The 14,739-nt window shown below is 66.9% G+C and carries 12 protein-coding genes; 4 read left to right on the top strand and 8 right to left on the bottom strand.

The window, feature by feature from the left end; genetic code table 11:
• The first annotated feature begins 42 nt into the window (after window positions 1-42).
• Window positions 43-477 carry a hypothetical protein gene (locus V3B48_RS10535; RefSeq protein ID WP_329893698.1) on the top strand — a complete coding sequence of 145 codons (435 nt, stop codon included), beginning with the start codon at window positions 43-45 and terminating at the stop codon, window positions 475-477.
• A 35-nt stretch (window positions 478-512) separates the two neighbouring features.
• Here V3B48_RS10535 and ribD read toward each other — a convergent pair whose 3' ends face one another.
• From ribD to V3B48_RS10565, 6 genes are all read right to left on the bottom strand, one after another.
• Window positions 513-1,598, bottom strand: a complete 1,086-nt coding sequence (ribD, locus tag V3B48_RS10540; protein WP_049399823.1) for a bifunctional diaminohydroxyphosphoribosylaminopyrimidine deaminase/5-amino-6-(5-phosphoribosylamino)uracil reductase RibD — start codon at window positions 1,596-1,598, stop codon at window positions 513-515.
• Window positions 1,599-1,734: 136 nt separating this feature from the next.
• Window positions 1,735-2,256, bottom strand: a complete 522-nt coding sequence (nrdR, locus tag V3B48_RS10545) for a transcriptional regulator NrdR (RefSeq protein WP_004143350.1) — start codon at window positions 2,254-2,256, stop codon at window positions 1,735-1,737.
• Window positions 2,257-2,405: 149 nt separating this feature from the next.
• Window positions 2,406-2,855 carry a hypothetical protein gene (locus V3B48_RS10550; RefSeq protein WP_110711026.1) on the bottom strand — a complete coding sequence of 150 codons (450 nt, stop codon included), beginning with the start codon at window positions 2,853-2,855 and terminating at the stop codon, window positions 2,406-2,408.
• 27 nt (window positions 2,856-2,882) lie between these two features.
• The gene (locus tag V3B48_RS10555; protein WP_329893699.1) at window positions 2,883-3,302 is read right to left on the bottom strand and encodes a hypothetical protein; all 420 of its coding nucleotides are present in this window, start codon (window positions 3,300-3,302) and stop codon (window positions 2,883-2,885) included.
• A 66-nt stretch (window positions 3,303-3,368) separates the two neighbouring features.
• A complete protein-coding gene (glyA, locus tag V3B48_RS10560) occupies window positions 3,369-4,622 on the bottom strand; it encodes a serine hydroxymethyltransferase (RefSeq protein ID WP_010481990.1) in 1,254 nt (417 codons plus the stop codon).
• Between the two features lie 184 nt (window positions 4,623-4,806).
• Window positions 4,807-5,280, bottom strand: a complete 474-nt coding sequence (locus V3B48_RS10565) for an RcnB family protein (RefSeq protein ID WP_154262284.1) — start codon at window positions 5,278-5,280, stop codon at window positions 4,807-4,809.
• 253 nt (window positions 5,281-5,533) lie between these two features.
• Here V3B48_RS10565 and ettA point away from each other — a divergent pair, with 253 nt between their 5' ends.
• The 3 genes from ettA (at window position 5,534) to V3B48_RS10580 (ending at window position 9,766) form a co-directional block, all read left to right on the top strand.
• The gene (ettA, locus tag V3B48_RS10570; protein WP_005412220.1) at window positions 5,534-7,198 is read left to right on the top strand and encodes an energy-dependent translational throttle protein EttA; all 1,665 of its coding nucleotides are present in this window, start codon (window positions 5,534-5,536) and stop codon (window positions 7,196-7,198) included.
• Between the two features lie 164 nt (window positions 7,199-7,362).
• Window positions 7,363-8,679, top strand: a complete 1,317-nt coding sequence (locus V3B48_RS10575; RefSeq protein ID WP_329893700.1) for an NCS2 family permease — start codon at window positions 7,363-7,365, stop codon at window positions 8,677-8,679.
• Between the two features lie 82 nt (window positions 8,680-8,761).
• A complete protein-coding gene (locus V3B48_RS10580; protein ID WP_329893701.1) occupies window positions 8,762-9,766 on the top strand; it encodes a DUF4434 domain-containing protein in 1,005 nt (334 codons plus the stop codon).
• Here V3B48_RS10580 and V3B48_RS10585 read toward each other — a convergent pair.
• Both V3B48_RS10585 and V3B48_RS10590 read right to left on the bottom strand, forming a co-directional pair.
• Window positions 9,760-12,594 (bottom strand): hypothetical protein, encoded by a 2,835-nt coding sequence (locus V3B48_RS10585; protein ID WP_329893702.1) that lies wholly within the window; start codon window positions 12,592-12,594, stop codon window positions 9,760-9,762. The genes V3B48_RS10580 and V3B48_RS10585 overlap by 7 nt on opposite strands.
• Complete coding sequence (locus V3B48_RS10590) at window positions 12,591-14,738, bottom strand: glycosyl transferase family protein (protein WP_329893703.1); 2,148 nt, start codon at window positions 14,736-14,738, stop codon at window positions 12,591-12,593. Before V3B48_RS10590 ends, V3B48_RS10585 begins: the two co-directional genes overlap by 4 nt.
• Window position 14,739: the final 1 nt, after the last annotated feature.

Below are 14,739 nucleotides of genomic sequence, written 5' to 3' on the forward strand. Positions count from 1 at the left end.
GGCCGCACTTTCAGAACCGTTGCATGGCCCTGCGTGGCCTGCATGGTCAATGCTGTTGCCCTCTTCCATCGGGGCAACCGCATGAAACACCGCACGACGTCGACCATGGTCATGTTGCTGACGCTGCTGGCGCTTGTGGCGTGCGGGCAAGCCAAAGCTCCCAAGTCCAGGATTACGACCTTCTCGGTCATCCCAGCGGTTGCCTTCGAGTCAACCCTGCTGAGCGACAGGCAGCTGGATGCGTGGATGAGCGAAGACGACGACTGTCACGCGTTCCTGATGTACCACGATCAGTGTGCCGTGTTGGTATTGCCGCATGAGTACGACGACGGGTTTACCCGTCACCAGTTGCGATTGAAGGCGAAGAACCTGCCGGGCGAGGCACTGGGCGCGTACTGCCGCAACCTGCATGCGCTGTGGAAGCAGCAATGGAAGGGCCAGTGCCCGGTCGGCGAAGAAGACGACGAAGATGCCTGACGACAAAGGCGTAGCCCATGCTCTGCGTCATTCCCTCACGGGCGCAGCAGCAGCCTGATGTCCTCACCGACCTGACGCTGGTCAACCACACGCAGGCGACGCTGCTGGTCCATGGCATCGATGCCGAGGCCGGCCAGCAGCGGGCGACCGGTATCGCCCAGCAGCGTGGGCGCCTGATACAGCAGCAGTTCGTCCACCCAGCCGCCGTGCAGCAAGGCACCGGCCAGCGTCGCGCCGGCTTCGGTATGCACTTCGTTGATGCCGCGTTCGGCCAGCAGTGCCAGCACCGCGCCAAGATCGAGACGGCCGTCAACACTGGGCACGCTGGCGAATTCGGCATCGGCCGCATCCGGTGCACTCACTGCAGCATCGTGCAGGTACAGCGTCGGTGCCCCGCCCTCGCGCACGCGGCTGCACTCCAGTGAGCGCAGGCGCGAATCCAGCACTACGCGCAGTGGCGGCATCACCTCGGCATCAGCCAGGCGCACGGTCAGCATCGGGTCGTCGGCCAGCACGGTCTCGGCGCCGGTCAGGATCGCACCCGCACGCGCGCGCCAGTGCTGCACGTCTTCGCGCGCGGCCGGCCCGGTGATCCACTTGGAGCTGCCATCGGCCATCGCGGTACGGCCATCGAGGCTGGCGGCCAGCTTCACCCGCAACCACGGTCGGTTGCGCTCCACACGCGACAGGAAGCCCTTGTTGAGCTCGCGTGCCTGCGCCGCCATCAGCCCTTCTGCGACCTCGATGCCGGCGTTGCGCAGCAGATCGAAGCCACCACCATCGACCTTCGGGAACGGATCGCGCATGGCCGCGACTACGCGCGATACGCCCGCTTCGATCAGGGCCAGCGCACACGGCGGCGTACGACCGTAGTGTGCGCAGGGTTCCAGGGTGACGTAGGCGGTGGCACCACGTGCCTCGCTGCCGGCCTCGCGCAGCGCGAACACTTCGGCGTGCGGTCCACCTGCGCGCTGGTGCCAGCCCTGCCCGACCACACGTTCGCCGTGGGCGATCACGCAGCCGACCATCGGGTTGGGGCGGGTGGTATAGGCGGCACGCTCGGCCAAGCGCAGTGCGTTGGCCATGTGCAGGTGGTCGAGAACGGAGAACGGGGTGGTCATGCGGCCATGGTAGCGCCGCCGGTGCCGGTGTAGATCCACGCCATGCGTGGATGGCCGCCACTGTGCCAACCAACGGTTGGCACCCACCAGTGGATGTGCCATCGGCGCCAACCAAGGTTGGCATCTACCGGGGCGGTCAGCCCTTCTTCTTCTTGGTCAGGGCGATCACGTCGCCCAGCAGCTGCAACTGTTCGGTACTGGAGGGCAGGTCGCGTTCAAGCTTCTCGATCTCCTCGCGGAAATCGGCCACGTCCTCGAAGCTGCGGTAGACCGACGCGAAGCGCACATAGCCGACATGGTCGAGCTTGCGCAGTTCGTTCATGACGAACTCGCCGACCTTGATCGAGGGCACTTCGCGCTCGCCGCTGATGCGCAGCTGGTGGACCACGGCGCGTACCGCCGCTTCGATCTTGTCTTCGGCCACCGCACGCTTCTGCAGCGCGCGGTCGAAGCCAGCGCGGACCTTGCGCTGGTCGAATGCTTCACGGGTGCCATCGCTCTTGACGATGGCGGGCAGTTTCAACTCCACCGTTTCCATGGTGCTGAAGCGCTCGCCACAGGCTTCGCATTCACGCCGACGACGGATCGTCGCGCCGTCTTCGGAGACGCGCGAGTCGATGACCCGGGTATCGGCATGTTGGCAGAAGGGGCAGTGCATGGAACGCCTGGCTCAGGAAAGTACCTATTGCCACGGTCATGGCAGCGTCGCAAAGGTACCTGAGAAAGGGCCCCGCAGCAAATGCTGTCTGCGCGGAAGTGCCTGCATTTCGGCCGAACAGAGCCGCCAGCGCGGTCACGGCTGCGCGTTCAACCGGGTGCCGGCGGCGCCGAGGCCGCGCGCGCCCAACGCAGCCACGCCAGATGCCCTGCCATCACCAGCAACGGCGGGCCGAACCCGAGGAAGGCCAGGGTCGAGATCTCCCCATGCTTGAAGGTGAAGTACAGCGTGGCGCCAACCACGCCCAGCGCGGCCAGGGTCCCCAGCGCCAGGCCGACCCAGGCGACAACCGGCGATTGGCGCAGGCCGCTGACACCGCGCCACAGGAACAGGCCGCTCAGCCACAACCACGACAGCAGGCCGATGATCCCGGCCGACGACCACAGCAGCAGGATCCTGTACTCGTCACCGGTCAGGTACTTGCCATCCCATACGACCATCAGGCCCAGCACGGCACCCGTGCCTCCGGCGGCCACCGTTGGCAGGCCCACCAACAGGCCGGCAATGGCCATCCAGCGTTTGTGCAGACGCTCATCCATGCGTTCGGTTTCCTTCCATGGGCCGCGTCATGCGCGGCGTTTGATCCACACCAGCATCGCAGCCGGCACCAGCATCGATGGGCCCAGCAGCAACAGGCTGATGCCCTCGGCGTGCACGGCGATGCCCCACCACAGCGCCAGCCCCAGCGGGGGCAAGGCAGCGAGACCGCCCGCCAGCAGCATCCACCACCAGAGGCGGTGCACGTGCAGCCCGGCACGCCCCTGCATCAGAAAACCCGCGCTCAGCCACAACCAAGCCAGGCAGCCGGCAATGCCGGCCAGGCCCCACAGCGGCATCACCGTTACCGAGGCCAGCGTGCCATGACCAAACTGGCCCAGCCCCATCAGCAGCAGCATCGTCGCCGCCGCGCCGCCCATCGCCAGGCTGGGCAGGCCGAACAGCACCGCCAGGACGGTGTAGAGGTACTTGAGGTGGCGCTCATCCATGCGCGGTTACTCCCATACCGGTGTCGGAGCCCTTCCCGGCAGGAAGGGATCCGACCCCTGCTGCGATCAGCCGTAGACCGGGTACTTGCGGCACTGCGCGCTGACGGCGTCGCGCACGCGGGCGATGACGGCGTCATCGTTCGGTGCGTCGAGCACGTCGGCGATCCAGTTGGCCAGGTCCACGCAATCCTGTTCGACGTAACCACGGGTGGTCACCGCCGGGGTGCCCAGGCGCAAGCCCGAGGTCACGAACGGCGAACGCGGGTCGTTCGGCACCGAGTTCTTGTTGACGGTGATGTGGGCCTTGCCCAGCGCGGCTTCCGCGTCCTTGCCGGACACGTCCTTGCCGATCATGTCGACCAGCATCAGGTGGTTCTGGGTGCCGCCGGAGACGATCTTGTAGCCGCGCGCGATCAGCGTGTTGGCCATCGCCTGGGCGTTCTTCACCACCTGCTGCTGGTAGGCCTTGAAGCCCGGTTCCAGCGCTTCCTTGAAGGCCACGGCCTTGCCGGCGATGACGTGCATCAGCGGACCGCCCTGGATGCCCGGGAACACGATCGACTGCAGCTTCTTGACCAGGTCTTCGTCGGCGCCCTTGGCGACGATGATGCCGCCGCGCGGGCCGCGCAGGGTCTTGTGGGTGGTCGAGGTGACCACGTGCGCGTGTTCCAGCGGGCTGGGATAGACGCCAGCAGCAACCAGGCCGGCGACGTGGGCCATGTCGACGAACAGGTAGGCACCGACCTTGTCGGCGATGGCACGGAAGCGCGCCCAGTCGATCACCTGCGAGTAGGCGGAGAAGCCGGCCACGACCATCTTCGGCTTGTGCTCCAGAGCCAGGCGCTCGACTTCGTCGTAATCGATCAGGCCCTGGTCGTTCACACCATACTGCACGGCGTTGAACAGCTTGCCCGAGGCGTTCACCTTGGCACCGTGGGTGAGGTGGCCGCCGTGGGCCAGGCTCATGCCGAGGATGGTGTCACCCGGCTGCAGCAGGGCGAAGTACACGGCCTGGTTGGCCTGCGAGCCGCTGTGCGGCTGCACGTTGGCGTAGTCGGCGCCGAACAGCTGCTTCAGGCGGTCGATCGCCAGCTGCTCGGCGATGTCCACGTATTCGCAGCCACCGTAGTAGCGCTTGCCCGGGTAGCCTTCGGCGTACTTGTTGGTCAGCTGGCTGCCCTGGGCTTCCATCACCGCCGGGCTGGTGTAGTTCTCGCTGGCGATCAGCTCGACGTGGTCTTCCTGGCGCTGGGTTTCAGCGGCGATGGCCTTGGCCAGTTCGGGATCGTAGGATTCGATGCGGACGTCACGCGGGAACATCGGGTACTCCAGCAGGCAGGGAAAAGGGGTACGGCTCAGCCCCCGATTGTAGCCCCGCACCGGGCCTGCCGGGGCCGAAACGGACGGGGCCGGCATCCCCGAAGGAATCCGGCCCCGTATGGTTTCGAGTGCGCTGTACCGGCGTACCGGTAGATCCACGCCATGCGTGGAGGTGGCTACGGACTCAGCGGCTGCTGAGCACGTACTGGGCGATCACACCGGTGGCGATGGCCACCAGCAGCATGTTGCCGCGGTCATCGCGGATCCAGTGGTGGCCATACGGCGGGCGACGCAGGTGATAGCGCGGGTAGTCGTTCACCACATAGATCGGGCCACGGTAGTAGTCGCGGTAGCGATGGCCGACCTTCCAGCCGTAGCCCGGGCCATAGGCCGGGCGGTACACCACACGCGGCGGTGCCGGGCGGTAGTAGCGGTCATGGTCGCGGTGCCACTCGCGGCGATCCTGGCGGTAGTCGCGCCGGGCCTCGCGGCGGTCGCGCTCCCAGTCACGGCGATCCTGGCGCCACTCGCGGCGGTCCTCGCGCCACTCGCGGCGATCATGGTCGCGGCGGTGGTCGTTGTCGGCGAAGGCCGGGGCCACGGCGCCGAGCGCCAGCACAGAGGCCACGGCGCCGGCCATTACTCGATTGATGCGCATGTCAGACCTCTGCTCGGGTGGGTGGTGAGCCCATATTGCGCACCCGATCTGAACCGTTTCCGGCTGGAAACGCTTCCCGCTACAGGACTGTGACCGGGTATTCAGGCCGCGGCCAGCCCGGCGCCCCTGCCCGGGCGCGGCCCGGAACCGGTTCCGGCTATAATTGGCGGTATTCCATTTCAGTCTGTGCCCGCTGCCGCAACGGGATGTTCCCGTGACGGGTCGGGCGCAGGGCCGCGCCTACGGAGACCGCATGTCCTCGCAATACATCTACACCATGAACCGCGTGTCCAAGGTGGTCCCGCCCAAGCGGCAGATCATCAAGGACATCTCGCTGTCCTTCTTCCCGGGCGCGAAGATCGGCCTGCTGGGCCTGAACGGCGCCGGCAAGTCCACCGTGCTGAAGATCATGGCCGGCGTGGACACCGATTTCGAGGGCGAAGCCCGCCCGCAGCCGGGCATCAAGGTCGGCTACCTGGCGCAGGAACCGGAACTGGACCCGACCAAGACCGTGCGTGAAGCGGTCGAGGAAGGCGTGGGCGAAGTGCTGCAGGCCCAGGCCGCGCTGGACGCGGTGTACCTGGCCTACGCCGAGGAAGGCGCCGACTTCGACGCGCTGGCCAAGGAACAGGAGCGCCTGGAGGCGATCCTGGCCGCTGGCGACGCGCACACCCTGGAGAACCAGCTGGACGTGGCCGCCGATGCGCTGCGCCTGCCGCCGTGGGATGCCGTGGTCGGCAAGCTGTCCGGTGGTGAAAAGCGCCGCGTGGCGCTGTGCCGCCTGCTGCTGCAGAAGCCGGACATGCTGCTGCTCGACGAACCGACCAACCACCTCGACGCCGAGTCGGTGGAATGGCTGGAACAGTTCCTGGCGCGCTACACCGGCACCGTGGTGGCGGTCACCCACGATCGCTACTTCCTGGACAACGCCGCCGAGTGGATCCTGGAACTGGACCGCGGCCGCGGCATTCCGTGGAAGGGCAACTACACCGACTGGCTGACCCAGAAGGATGAACGCCTGAAGCAGGAAGACAACCAGGAAAAGGCTCGCCAGAAGGCGATCCAGAAGGAACTGGAGTGGTCGCGCCAGAACGCCAAGGGCGGCCGCACCAAGGGCAAGGCCCGTCTGGCCCGCCTGGAAGAGCTGCAGTCGGTCGATTACCAGAAGCGCAACGAGACCAATGAAATCTTCATCCCGCCGGGCGAGCGCCTGGGCAATGCGGTGATGGAGTTCAAGAACGTCTCCAAGAAGTTCGGCGACCGCCTGCTGTTCGACAACCTGAGCTTCCTGGTGCCGGCCGGCGCCATCGTCGGCATCATCGGCCCGAACGGTGCCGGTAAGTCGACCCTGTTCAAGATGATCACCGGCCAGGAAAAGCCGGATACCGGCGAGATCGTGGTCGGCCCGACCGTGAAGCTGTCCTACGTGGACCAGAGCCGCGACGCGCTGGAAGGCAACCACAACGTCTTCCAGGAAATCGCTGGCGGCCTGGACATCCTCAACATCAACGGCATCGAGATCCAGTCGCGCGCCTACATCGGCCGCTTCAACTTCAAGGGCCAGGACCAGCAGAAGATGGTTGGTTCGCTGTCCGGTGGTGAGCGTGGCCGCCTGCACATGGCCAAGACCCTGCTGCAGGGTGGCAACGTGCTGCTGCTCGACGAACCGTCCAACGATCTGGACATCGAAACCCTGCGTGCGCTGGAAGATGCGCTGCTGGAGTTCCCGGGCAACACCTTCGTCATTTCGCATGACCGCTGGTTCCTGGATCGCATCGCGACCCACATCCTGGCGTTCGAAGGCGACTCGCACGTGGAGTTCTTCCAGGGCAACTACCGCGAGTACGAAGAAGACAAGCGCCGCCGCATGGGCGACGACGCTGCGCCGAAGCGCCTGCGCTTCAAGGCGCTGAAGTAAGGCAACAGGAAAGGCCGCGCTCGCGCGGCCTTTCTCATTTCGGTAGGTCGCCACCGTTGGTGGTGACGCTGTGAAGCGTACCGACCAACGGTCGGTACCCACGTTCTGCATTCGGGTAGGTCACGACCGTTGGTCGTGACGCATTATTGTCGCGAGATTCCCCCATGTCCCTGTTCGAACGCCTGTTCCAGCTGCAACAGCACGGCACCACCGTGCGCACCGAGCTGCTGGCCGGTGTCACCACCTTCCTGACGATGTCCTACATCGTCTTCGTCAATCCCGAGATCCTCGGCACCACCGGCATGGATGCGGGCGCGGTGTTCGTGGCCACCTGCCTGGCGGCTGCACTGGGTTCGGCGGTGATGGCGCTGGCCGCCAACTTCCCGGTCGGCATGGCGCCCGGCATGGGCCTGAACGCGTTCTTCGCCTTCACTGTGGTCGGCGCTGCCGGCCTGCCGTGGCAGCAGGCACTGGGCGCGGTGTTCATCTCCGGCCTGGTGTTCCTGGTGCTGTCGCTGACCGGTGTGCGTGCATGGCTGGTGTCGGGTATTCCTTCGTCGCTGCGCTCGGCCATCGTGGCCGGCATCGGCCTGTTCCTGGCGATCATCGCGCTGCAGAAGTCCGGCGTGATCGTCGGCAATGAAGACACGCTGGTGGCGCTGGGCCCGTTGAACACGGCGCCGCCGCTGCTGGCGCTGGCCGGCTTTCTGCTGATCGCGGTACTGGAAGCGCGCCGCATCCGTGGCGCGATCCTGATCGGCATCCTGGCCGTGACCGGCGCTGGTTGGGCATTGGGCGACGTGCAGTACCAGGGCCTGGTCTCGCTGCCGCCGAGCCTGGCGCCGACCTTCCTGCAGCTGGACCTGCCGGGCCTGCTGCACCATGACGGCGGCGCGCCGATCGCGGTGCTGCTGCAGGTGGTGCTGGTATTCGTGCTGGTGGAAGTGTTCGATGCCACCGGCACCCTGTACGGCGTGGTCGGTCGCGCCGGCCTGCTGAAACTTCCGGGCGCGCAGAAGCGCTTCGGCCGTGCGCTGCTGGCCGACAGCACGGCGATCGTGGCCGGCTCGATGCTCGGTACCAGCAGTACCACCGCGTTTGCCGAAAGCGCCTCGGGCGTGCAGGTAGGTGGCCGTACCGGCCTGACCGCACTGGTGGTATCGGCACTGTTCCTGGCCGCGCTGCTGTTCTCGCCGCTGGCGGCGATGGTGCCCAGCTATGCCACCGCACCGGCGTTGCTGTTCGTGGCTGGCCTGATGCTGCGCGAACTGGTGGAAGTGGACTGGAGCGACCTGACCGAATCGGTGCCGGCGGCACTGTGCGCGCTGGCGATGCCGTTCACCTACTCCATCGCAAATGGCCTGGCGTTCGGCTTCATCGCCTACGCCGCGCTGAAGGCCGGCACCGGCCGCTGGTGCGAAGTGCATCCGGCGGTGTGGCTGGTGGCGGTGCTGTTCACCCTGCGCTACGCGTTGGAATAAGCGGTAGGCGATGCCGGCCAGCGGCCGGCACTACCGGGTGGTGGTTCACCTGCCGCGCACGGTGCTCTGGGATGATGCAGGCATGGTTCCGCCTGTCCTTCCCGCTGATCCGTCTTCGCCGTTGCGCCGCCGGTTGCTGCGCGCGGCAGTGCTGGCACCGCTCGCCGGTACGCTCGCTACCCTGCCCGGCTGCTCGCCGCCGGTGCAGGTCGATGGCACGTTCCTGCAGCCGTGGCGCAGCCACCTGCAGTGGGGCCTGGCCGACTGGCAGCGATCCTTGAAGCTTGCACGTACGCTGGGCTGCCGGCAGCTGGTGCTGCAGTGGACCGGCATCATCGGTGGCAGCGACGGCGACTGGTCACTGCCCGACGGCAGCCTGCAGCAACTGTTCACCGCCGCCAGCGAGAACGACATCCGCATCCGCGTCGGCCTGCCCTTCCAGCAACGCTGGTGGCAGGCCATCGGCGCCGACGATGCCTCGCTGCAGGCCTTCCTGGCCGACAGCCTGGCGCAGGCACGCCGCTGGTTGGCACAGGCGCCCTGGGCGCAGCAGCCGGCCTTCGGGGGCTGGTACCTGCCCTACGAGCTGGAGCAGTACCACTGGGCCGATCCGGCGCGCCAGCTGTGGCTGGCGCAGTGGTTGCACGGCCTGGTGCAGGCCGCCGGCGCACGCGGCGGTGACTGTGCGATCTCCTGTTACTTCAGCCGCCTGCAGACCAATGGCAACCTGGTCACGCTGTGGCAGGCGGTACTCGCGCACGCGGCCGTGCGGCCCATGGTGCAGGACGGCGTGGGGGTGGCCGGCGCCGGCAACGTGCAGCAGCTGCAACCGCTGCTCGATCATCTCCATGCCAACGGCATCGGTTTCGATGCGATCGTTGAACTGTTCCGCGAACTGCCCGGCGGCCCCGCCGACGGCAGCGGATTCAAGGGCGAAACGGCCGATGCCGCACGCATCCAGCGGCAGTTGGCATGCGCACGCGACAGCGGCGCACAGCACGTGCTGGTCTATGCATTGGAGCCATGGCTGACCCAGGACACACCGCAGGCCGCAGCGCTGCGGCGACGCTGGGGCCTGCCTCAGTAGTAGAGGATGGCGGTGGCGAACAGGCCCTTGGCACGCTGCGTATCACCACCGCCGATGGCGATGCGGTACTGCACGGTCAGGTCCAGGTAGGAACGCGGCGTGTTGTAGTGGTCCTCGCGGAACCAGTAACGCACGCCCACGCCTGGCCCTGCGCCAAGTGACCAGCTGCGCTGCGTATCGTTGAGCGCGAACGACTGCGCCGGGAACAGCGGGTAACGGATGTCGCGCACGCGCGAGCGCTGGTCCAGCCAATCGGCGCCAACCACGACATAGGGTGTGACCACCCAGTGCGTCTGCCCGGCACCGAAACGGAAGCTGCGCCCGGCGCGCAGTTCACCGGCAACGAACCACTGTTCGCGATGCAGGCGCCCGTTGGCGTCGCCGATCCGCCGCACCGGCGTGCCGTTGGCATCGAGCGCGTCGAGGGTGAAGGTGGCACCGTTGTCGTCCCAGGTATATCCCCCCTGCGCATAGCCACTGACCATCCACCACTGGTTCACATCGGTGCGCAGATCGGTGCCGTGGTAATAGCCGTAGGTCAGGTAGGACATCCATCCACCGGAACCGCTGGCCAAGCGGTAGCGCGCCAGCGTGCTGGCTTCCAGTGGCCGGTTCAGGGCCAGCTGCAGGCGGCACTGCACCGCTGCCGATGCGGGGTAGACCTCGCCCTGGCGGGTGGCACTGCCCAGGAACTGGCGGCGCTCGATGCCGGCGCTCAAACCGGTCTGGCCAAAGGCGTAGCGCAGGCCGAACGAGGCGATGGTGGACGGCCAGCCGGTGGTCGAGCGCGAATGACTGAGGCGCTCGGCGCGTGCACGCGCATCCGGCGTTGATTCGCCGGTGCACGGATCCACCGCACGGATCGACTCGTAGGTGCCGCCCTCGTCGTACAGCGTGTTGAGCAGGCGTGCGTAGAGCTCCAGCGTGCCATGCTGGTCGTTGAAGGCCGGGGGCCGCCAGAACGCCTCCAGCGTACTGAACACCGAATCGCCGGGCGTACTGATCGCCGCACCGCCGACATTGGTTGCGGCCTGGCGCGCCCCCCGGAAACCCGCCGAGGCGACCACGCCCCACTCGCGTGAATAGTTGGCGATGGCATTGCGCACGTTGTAGCGCTGATGCTCATCCAGCGGCAGCTCACCGACGTCGGCGCGGTCGATGGCGCTACGCAGCAGGGTCACCGCCTGTGGATGATCGCCGTTGGCTGCGCTGGCGTAGGCCTGGTCCAGCACCACGCTTTTCGGTGCCTTGCCGGTGGCCTCGGCGGCACGGAAGTCGGCCAGTGCCTGCGCAGGTTCGTGCGCCTTCTGGTTGAGGTAGCCGCGCTGCATCAGCGCCTCCGCATCGTCAGGACGCTGTGCCAGTGCCGCATCCAGGCGCTGCCGTGCTTCGTCCTGCTGTGCGCGGTTGCCCGCTGCCAGCGTGGTGGTCAGCAGGGCCTGCAGGTTCGCGTCGTCCGGTGCGAGTTGCACGGCCTGCCGTGCCTCACCGATGGCATCGGTGTAATCCTGGCGCGCGTAGGCAGCATAGGCACGCTGTGCGGCACCGCCGTCGCCCTGCAGGTCGGCCGGCATCAACTCGCAGACATTGCCTGTGTCGCCCGACTGGCAGTGCTGGAACGGCGCCGGATAGGTCTGCGCGCTCATACGCGGAAGCTCGCGACTGGAGCGGATCGCCCGGCTACGTTGCTCGATGCCCTGCTGCAGAAGCTGCCGCGTCCGTGCATCGCCTTCAGCTGGCAGTACCGCCGCCTGCAACGGTGCCAGCAGTGCAGCTGCGCGTATCCGATCACCTGCGGCCAGCGCTGCATCCACCGCCAGCAGACGCACGTTGCGCTGCTGCATGGATGACCCGGGCGTGGCGAGTGCCGCATCGAAATCCTCATTGGCCCGCAGTGAACTGCCCTGGCGCTGGCGCAGGTAGCCGCGCATCACCCGTGCATTGAGATCCTGGCCGTCGGCCTGCAACGCCTGATCAGCACTGTGCTCAGCGTCGGCCAGCTGATCGCCCTGCAGCTGCGCGGTGATCAATAGCAGCCGGTATGAAGCCACGTCGGGGGCCAGTTCCACGGCAGCGTGTGCATGCTCAATGGCGGCGGCATCCTCGCCTGCGGACAGCGATTGATAGGCCTGCTGGGCCTGCAGCAGGGCGCCTTGGCGACCCAATGCCACGCGCCGCGTGCGCAGCGCCTCGGCATTCGGTGCACCCAGCTGCAGCGCGGTGCCGATGGCGGCGTCGGCCTGTTCGGGCTGTTGCTGTGCCTCCAGTGCTGCCACCCATAGCAGGGCCCATGCGCCCTGTTTCGGCTGCTTCCGGAACGCCTGCTCGGCCTTGCTGGCCGCCTCTCCCATCCGCCCGGCGTCATAGGCCGCGTACGCCTCGGTGGCCAGCGCGTAGGCCTGCTGCCTGCTGCGGTCTGCGGCGCTGCCGACCGGACGAGATGGGGATGTCGTGCGCGCACCTTCGCCTCCGGTTGCCGCGCTACGTGCAGCGGTGACAGCCGCCAGCGCCGGCAAGGCCGGATCTTTCATCCCCGCGTCCAGCGCACGCCGCGCCTGCTGCTGCGCTTCTGCACCACGCCCGAGTTTCTGCAGCGCATAGATCTGCAGCAGGCGCAGCCGCACCACGTCCGGGCGCAGCCGGATCGCTTCAGTGGACTGCTGGTACGCCGCTCGGTAGTCACCACGCTCATAGGCGGCAAACGCCTGTTCGGCGATACGGTAGGCAGCTCCAGACAATGGCAGCTGCGCATCGGCCTGGGCCTGTACCGATACGCTGGCCGTGGCCAACGCCACGGCAATGACGGTGGACAGCAGCGTGGTCTTCATGCCGGCAAGGCTCCGGGAGGCGGTGACTGCAGCGTGGCCGCACGCCGGCGCTGTTCCTGCATGGCCTGGGCCACGGCCTCCTCGGTGGTGATGCCCTGCTTGACCAGGTAATCGCCGATGCGGCCGTCGCGCTGCGGCATGTAGTCATCCAGTGCGATCTCGAAGCGCGCGTGATCGATCAGGCGCATCTCCACCAGCAGGTCACCCAGCAAGGGCACGTTGTCCAGGTGCCACTGCCGGTCGCCGCCGATCAGGCGCAGGCCCGCGTTGATTTCGCTTTCGCGGGCGATGCTCTGTTCAACGTGCTCGCTGCGGGTTTCCTGCTTCAGCAGTGCCAACGCCTCTTCGGGCAATGGGCTGGCGACGGCCAGCCGCAGGGTACCTTGCTGACGCGGCGGCAGCGGCAGCATCCGCCATTGCACGCAGGCATCGGCACTGACCGGGAACTGGCAGGCACGCAGGTAATCCACGTCGATCACCGCGCGTGGCAGGTCGCCCTGGAAGGCGATCGCCTCGGCCAGCGTTTCATCATCCAGCCAGCCCTGGGTGAGCAGGATGCGGCCCAACGGCTGCTGGCGGCCTGCCTGCTGCTGATCCAGCGCCTGCTGCAGGCGTTCGGGTTCCACCGCCTGCCAGGTGGTCAACAGCTCACCGAGCTGCTTGCGGGTCTGCACCAGCTGCGCCGCATCCGGGAAGTCGTGCATGGTCTTGTCCCAGACCATGCGCTTGCCGAACAGCAGGTAGGCCAGGAACACCTTCCACGCGCGTGCGGTGGCCATGGAATTGATCATGTTTCCGACCACCATGCGCGGGATCGACATCAGCGCATGCTCCCAGCCATACAGCCGGTTGACGAAGTAGAAGCGCTGCACGACGCGGGTGGCCAGCGCCGCCGTGGTCAGCAGCGCCACGTTCATCTGCCAGGTACCGGCCTGGAACACGCTGGGAAACTGCATCGTCCACAGCCCGGTCATCTTCAACAGCCAGAACAGCAGCAGCTGCAGGAAGATGAGGTAGGCGATGATGCTGACGAACGAGGTGATGATGCCCTTGCGGTCGCGCGCCAGCAGGTACTTGGTGGCCAGCGAGCCGCGCCAGCCCAGCGACTCCCAGCTCTGCAGGCCGATGCCCAGCACCCACCGCGCCTTCTGCCGGTACGATGCGCGGAAGTTGTCGGGGAAGTACTCGCGCACGCACAGCGCCATCTGCTGGGTGCGCTCGCGTACCGGGCCCCAGCCGAACCATGACGGGCGACGCACGCGGAACTGCACCGGGAAGCGCGCGAAGATCGACTGCATCCCCATCGCCGCCAGCCGCGCACCGACGTCGTAGTCCTCGGTGAGGCTGTCGGTGTTGAAGGGCTGGTTGTCGGTCTGCGCGCTCAGTGCCAGCAGCGCGCGCCGCGAGAAGCAGGTACCGACACCGGCCGACGGCACCATGCCGGAAACACTTTCGCGCACCACCAGATCCTTGGCATGCCATTCGGCGAACTCGTCCATGTAGACGCCGGCCACCAGTTCGTACCACTCGCGGTCCAGCGAGGTGACCGGCAACTGGATCATGTCCTTGCGCGGCAAAAGGTAGTTGTAGAAGCGCAGTTCCATCGGGTGCAGCACGTCCTCGCTGTCGTGCAGGATCACCCCGGCGAACTCGATGTCGTGGCGCTTCTCGTAATCGAAGATGGCCAGGATCAGCCAGTTCAGGCAGTCGGCCTTGCTGGTCGGCCCGTCATGCGGCACTTCCACGCGGCGCAGGCGCTTGTAGCGGCGGCGCATGCGCTCCACTTCGTCGATGGTCTGCTGGTCGTTGGGATAGGTGCCGACGAACACCACGTACTCGCGGTAGTCGAGCACGTTGATCATGTTCTCCACCATCTGCGCGATGACGTCGTACTCCATCCACGCCGGCACCATGATCGCCAGCGGCTGTTGCGGCCGCTGCAGCAGGTCTTCCTGGCTCAGTGGCCGGTACGCCTCGCGACGCTTGATGGTGAGCGCCCGCCAGCTCTCGCGCACCCAGTACCAGACATCGATGAACAGGTCATCGAGGCTGGAGATCAGGATCAGCACGGCCACCGCCGCCGCCGTGGTTTCCAGGGCAGCGTAGTAGTTGGCCAGCTGGATGTTCCAGAACAGACCGTCCACG

It is taken from the genome of Stenotrophomonas sp. SMYL20 (assembly GCF_036320045.1).
GTDB lineage: Bacteria > Pseudomonadota > Gammaproteobacteria > Xanthomonadales > Xanthomonadaceae > Stenotrophomonas > Stenotrophomonas maltophilia_A.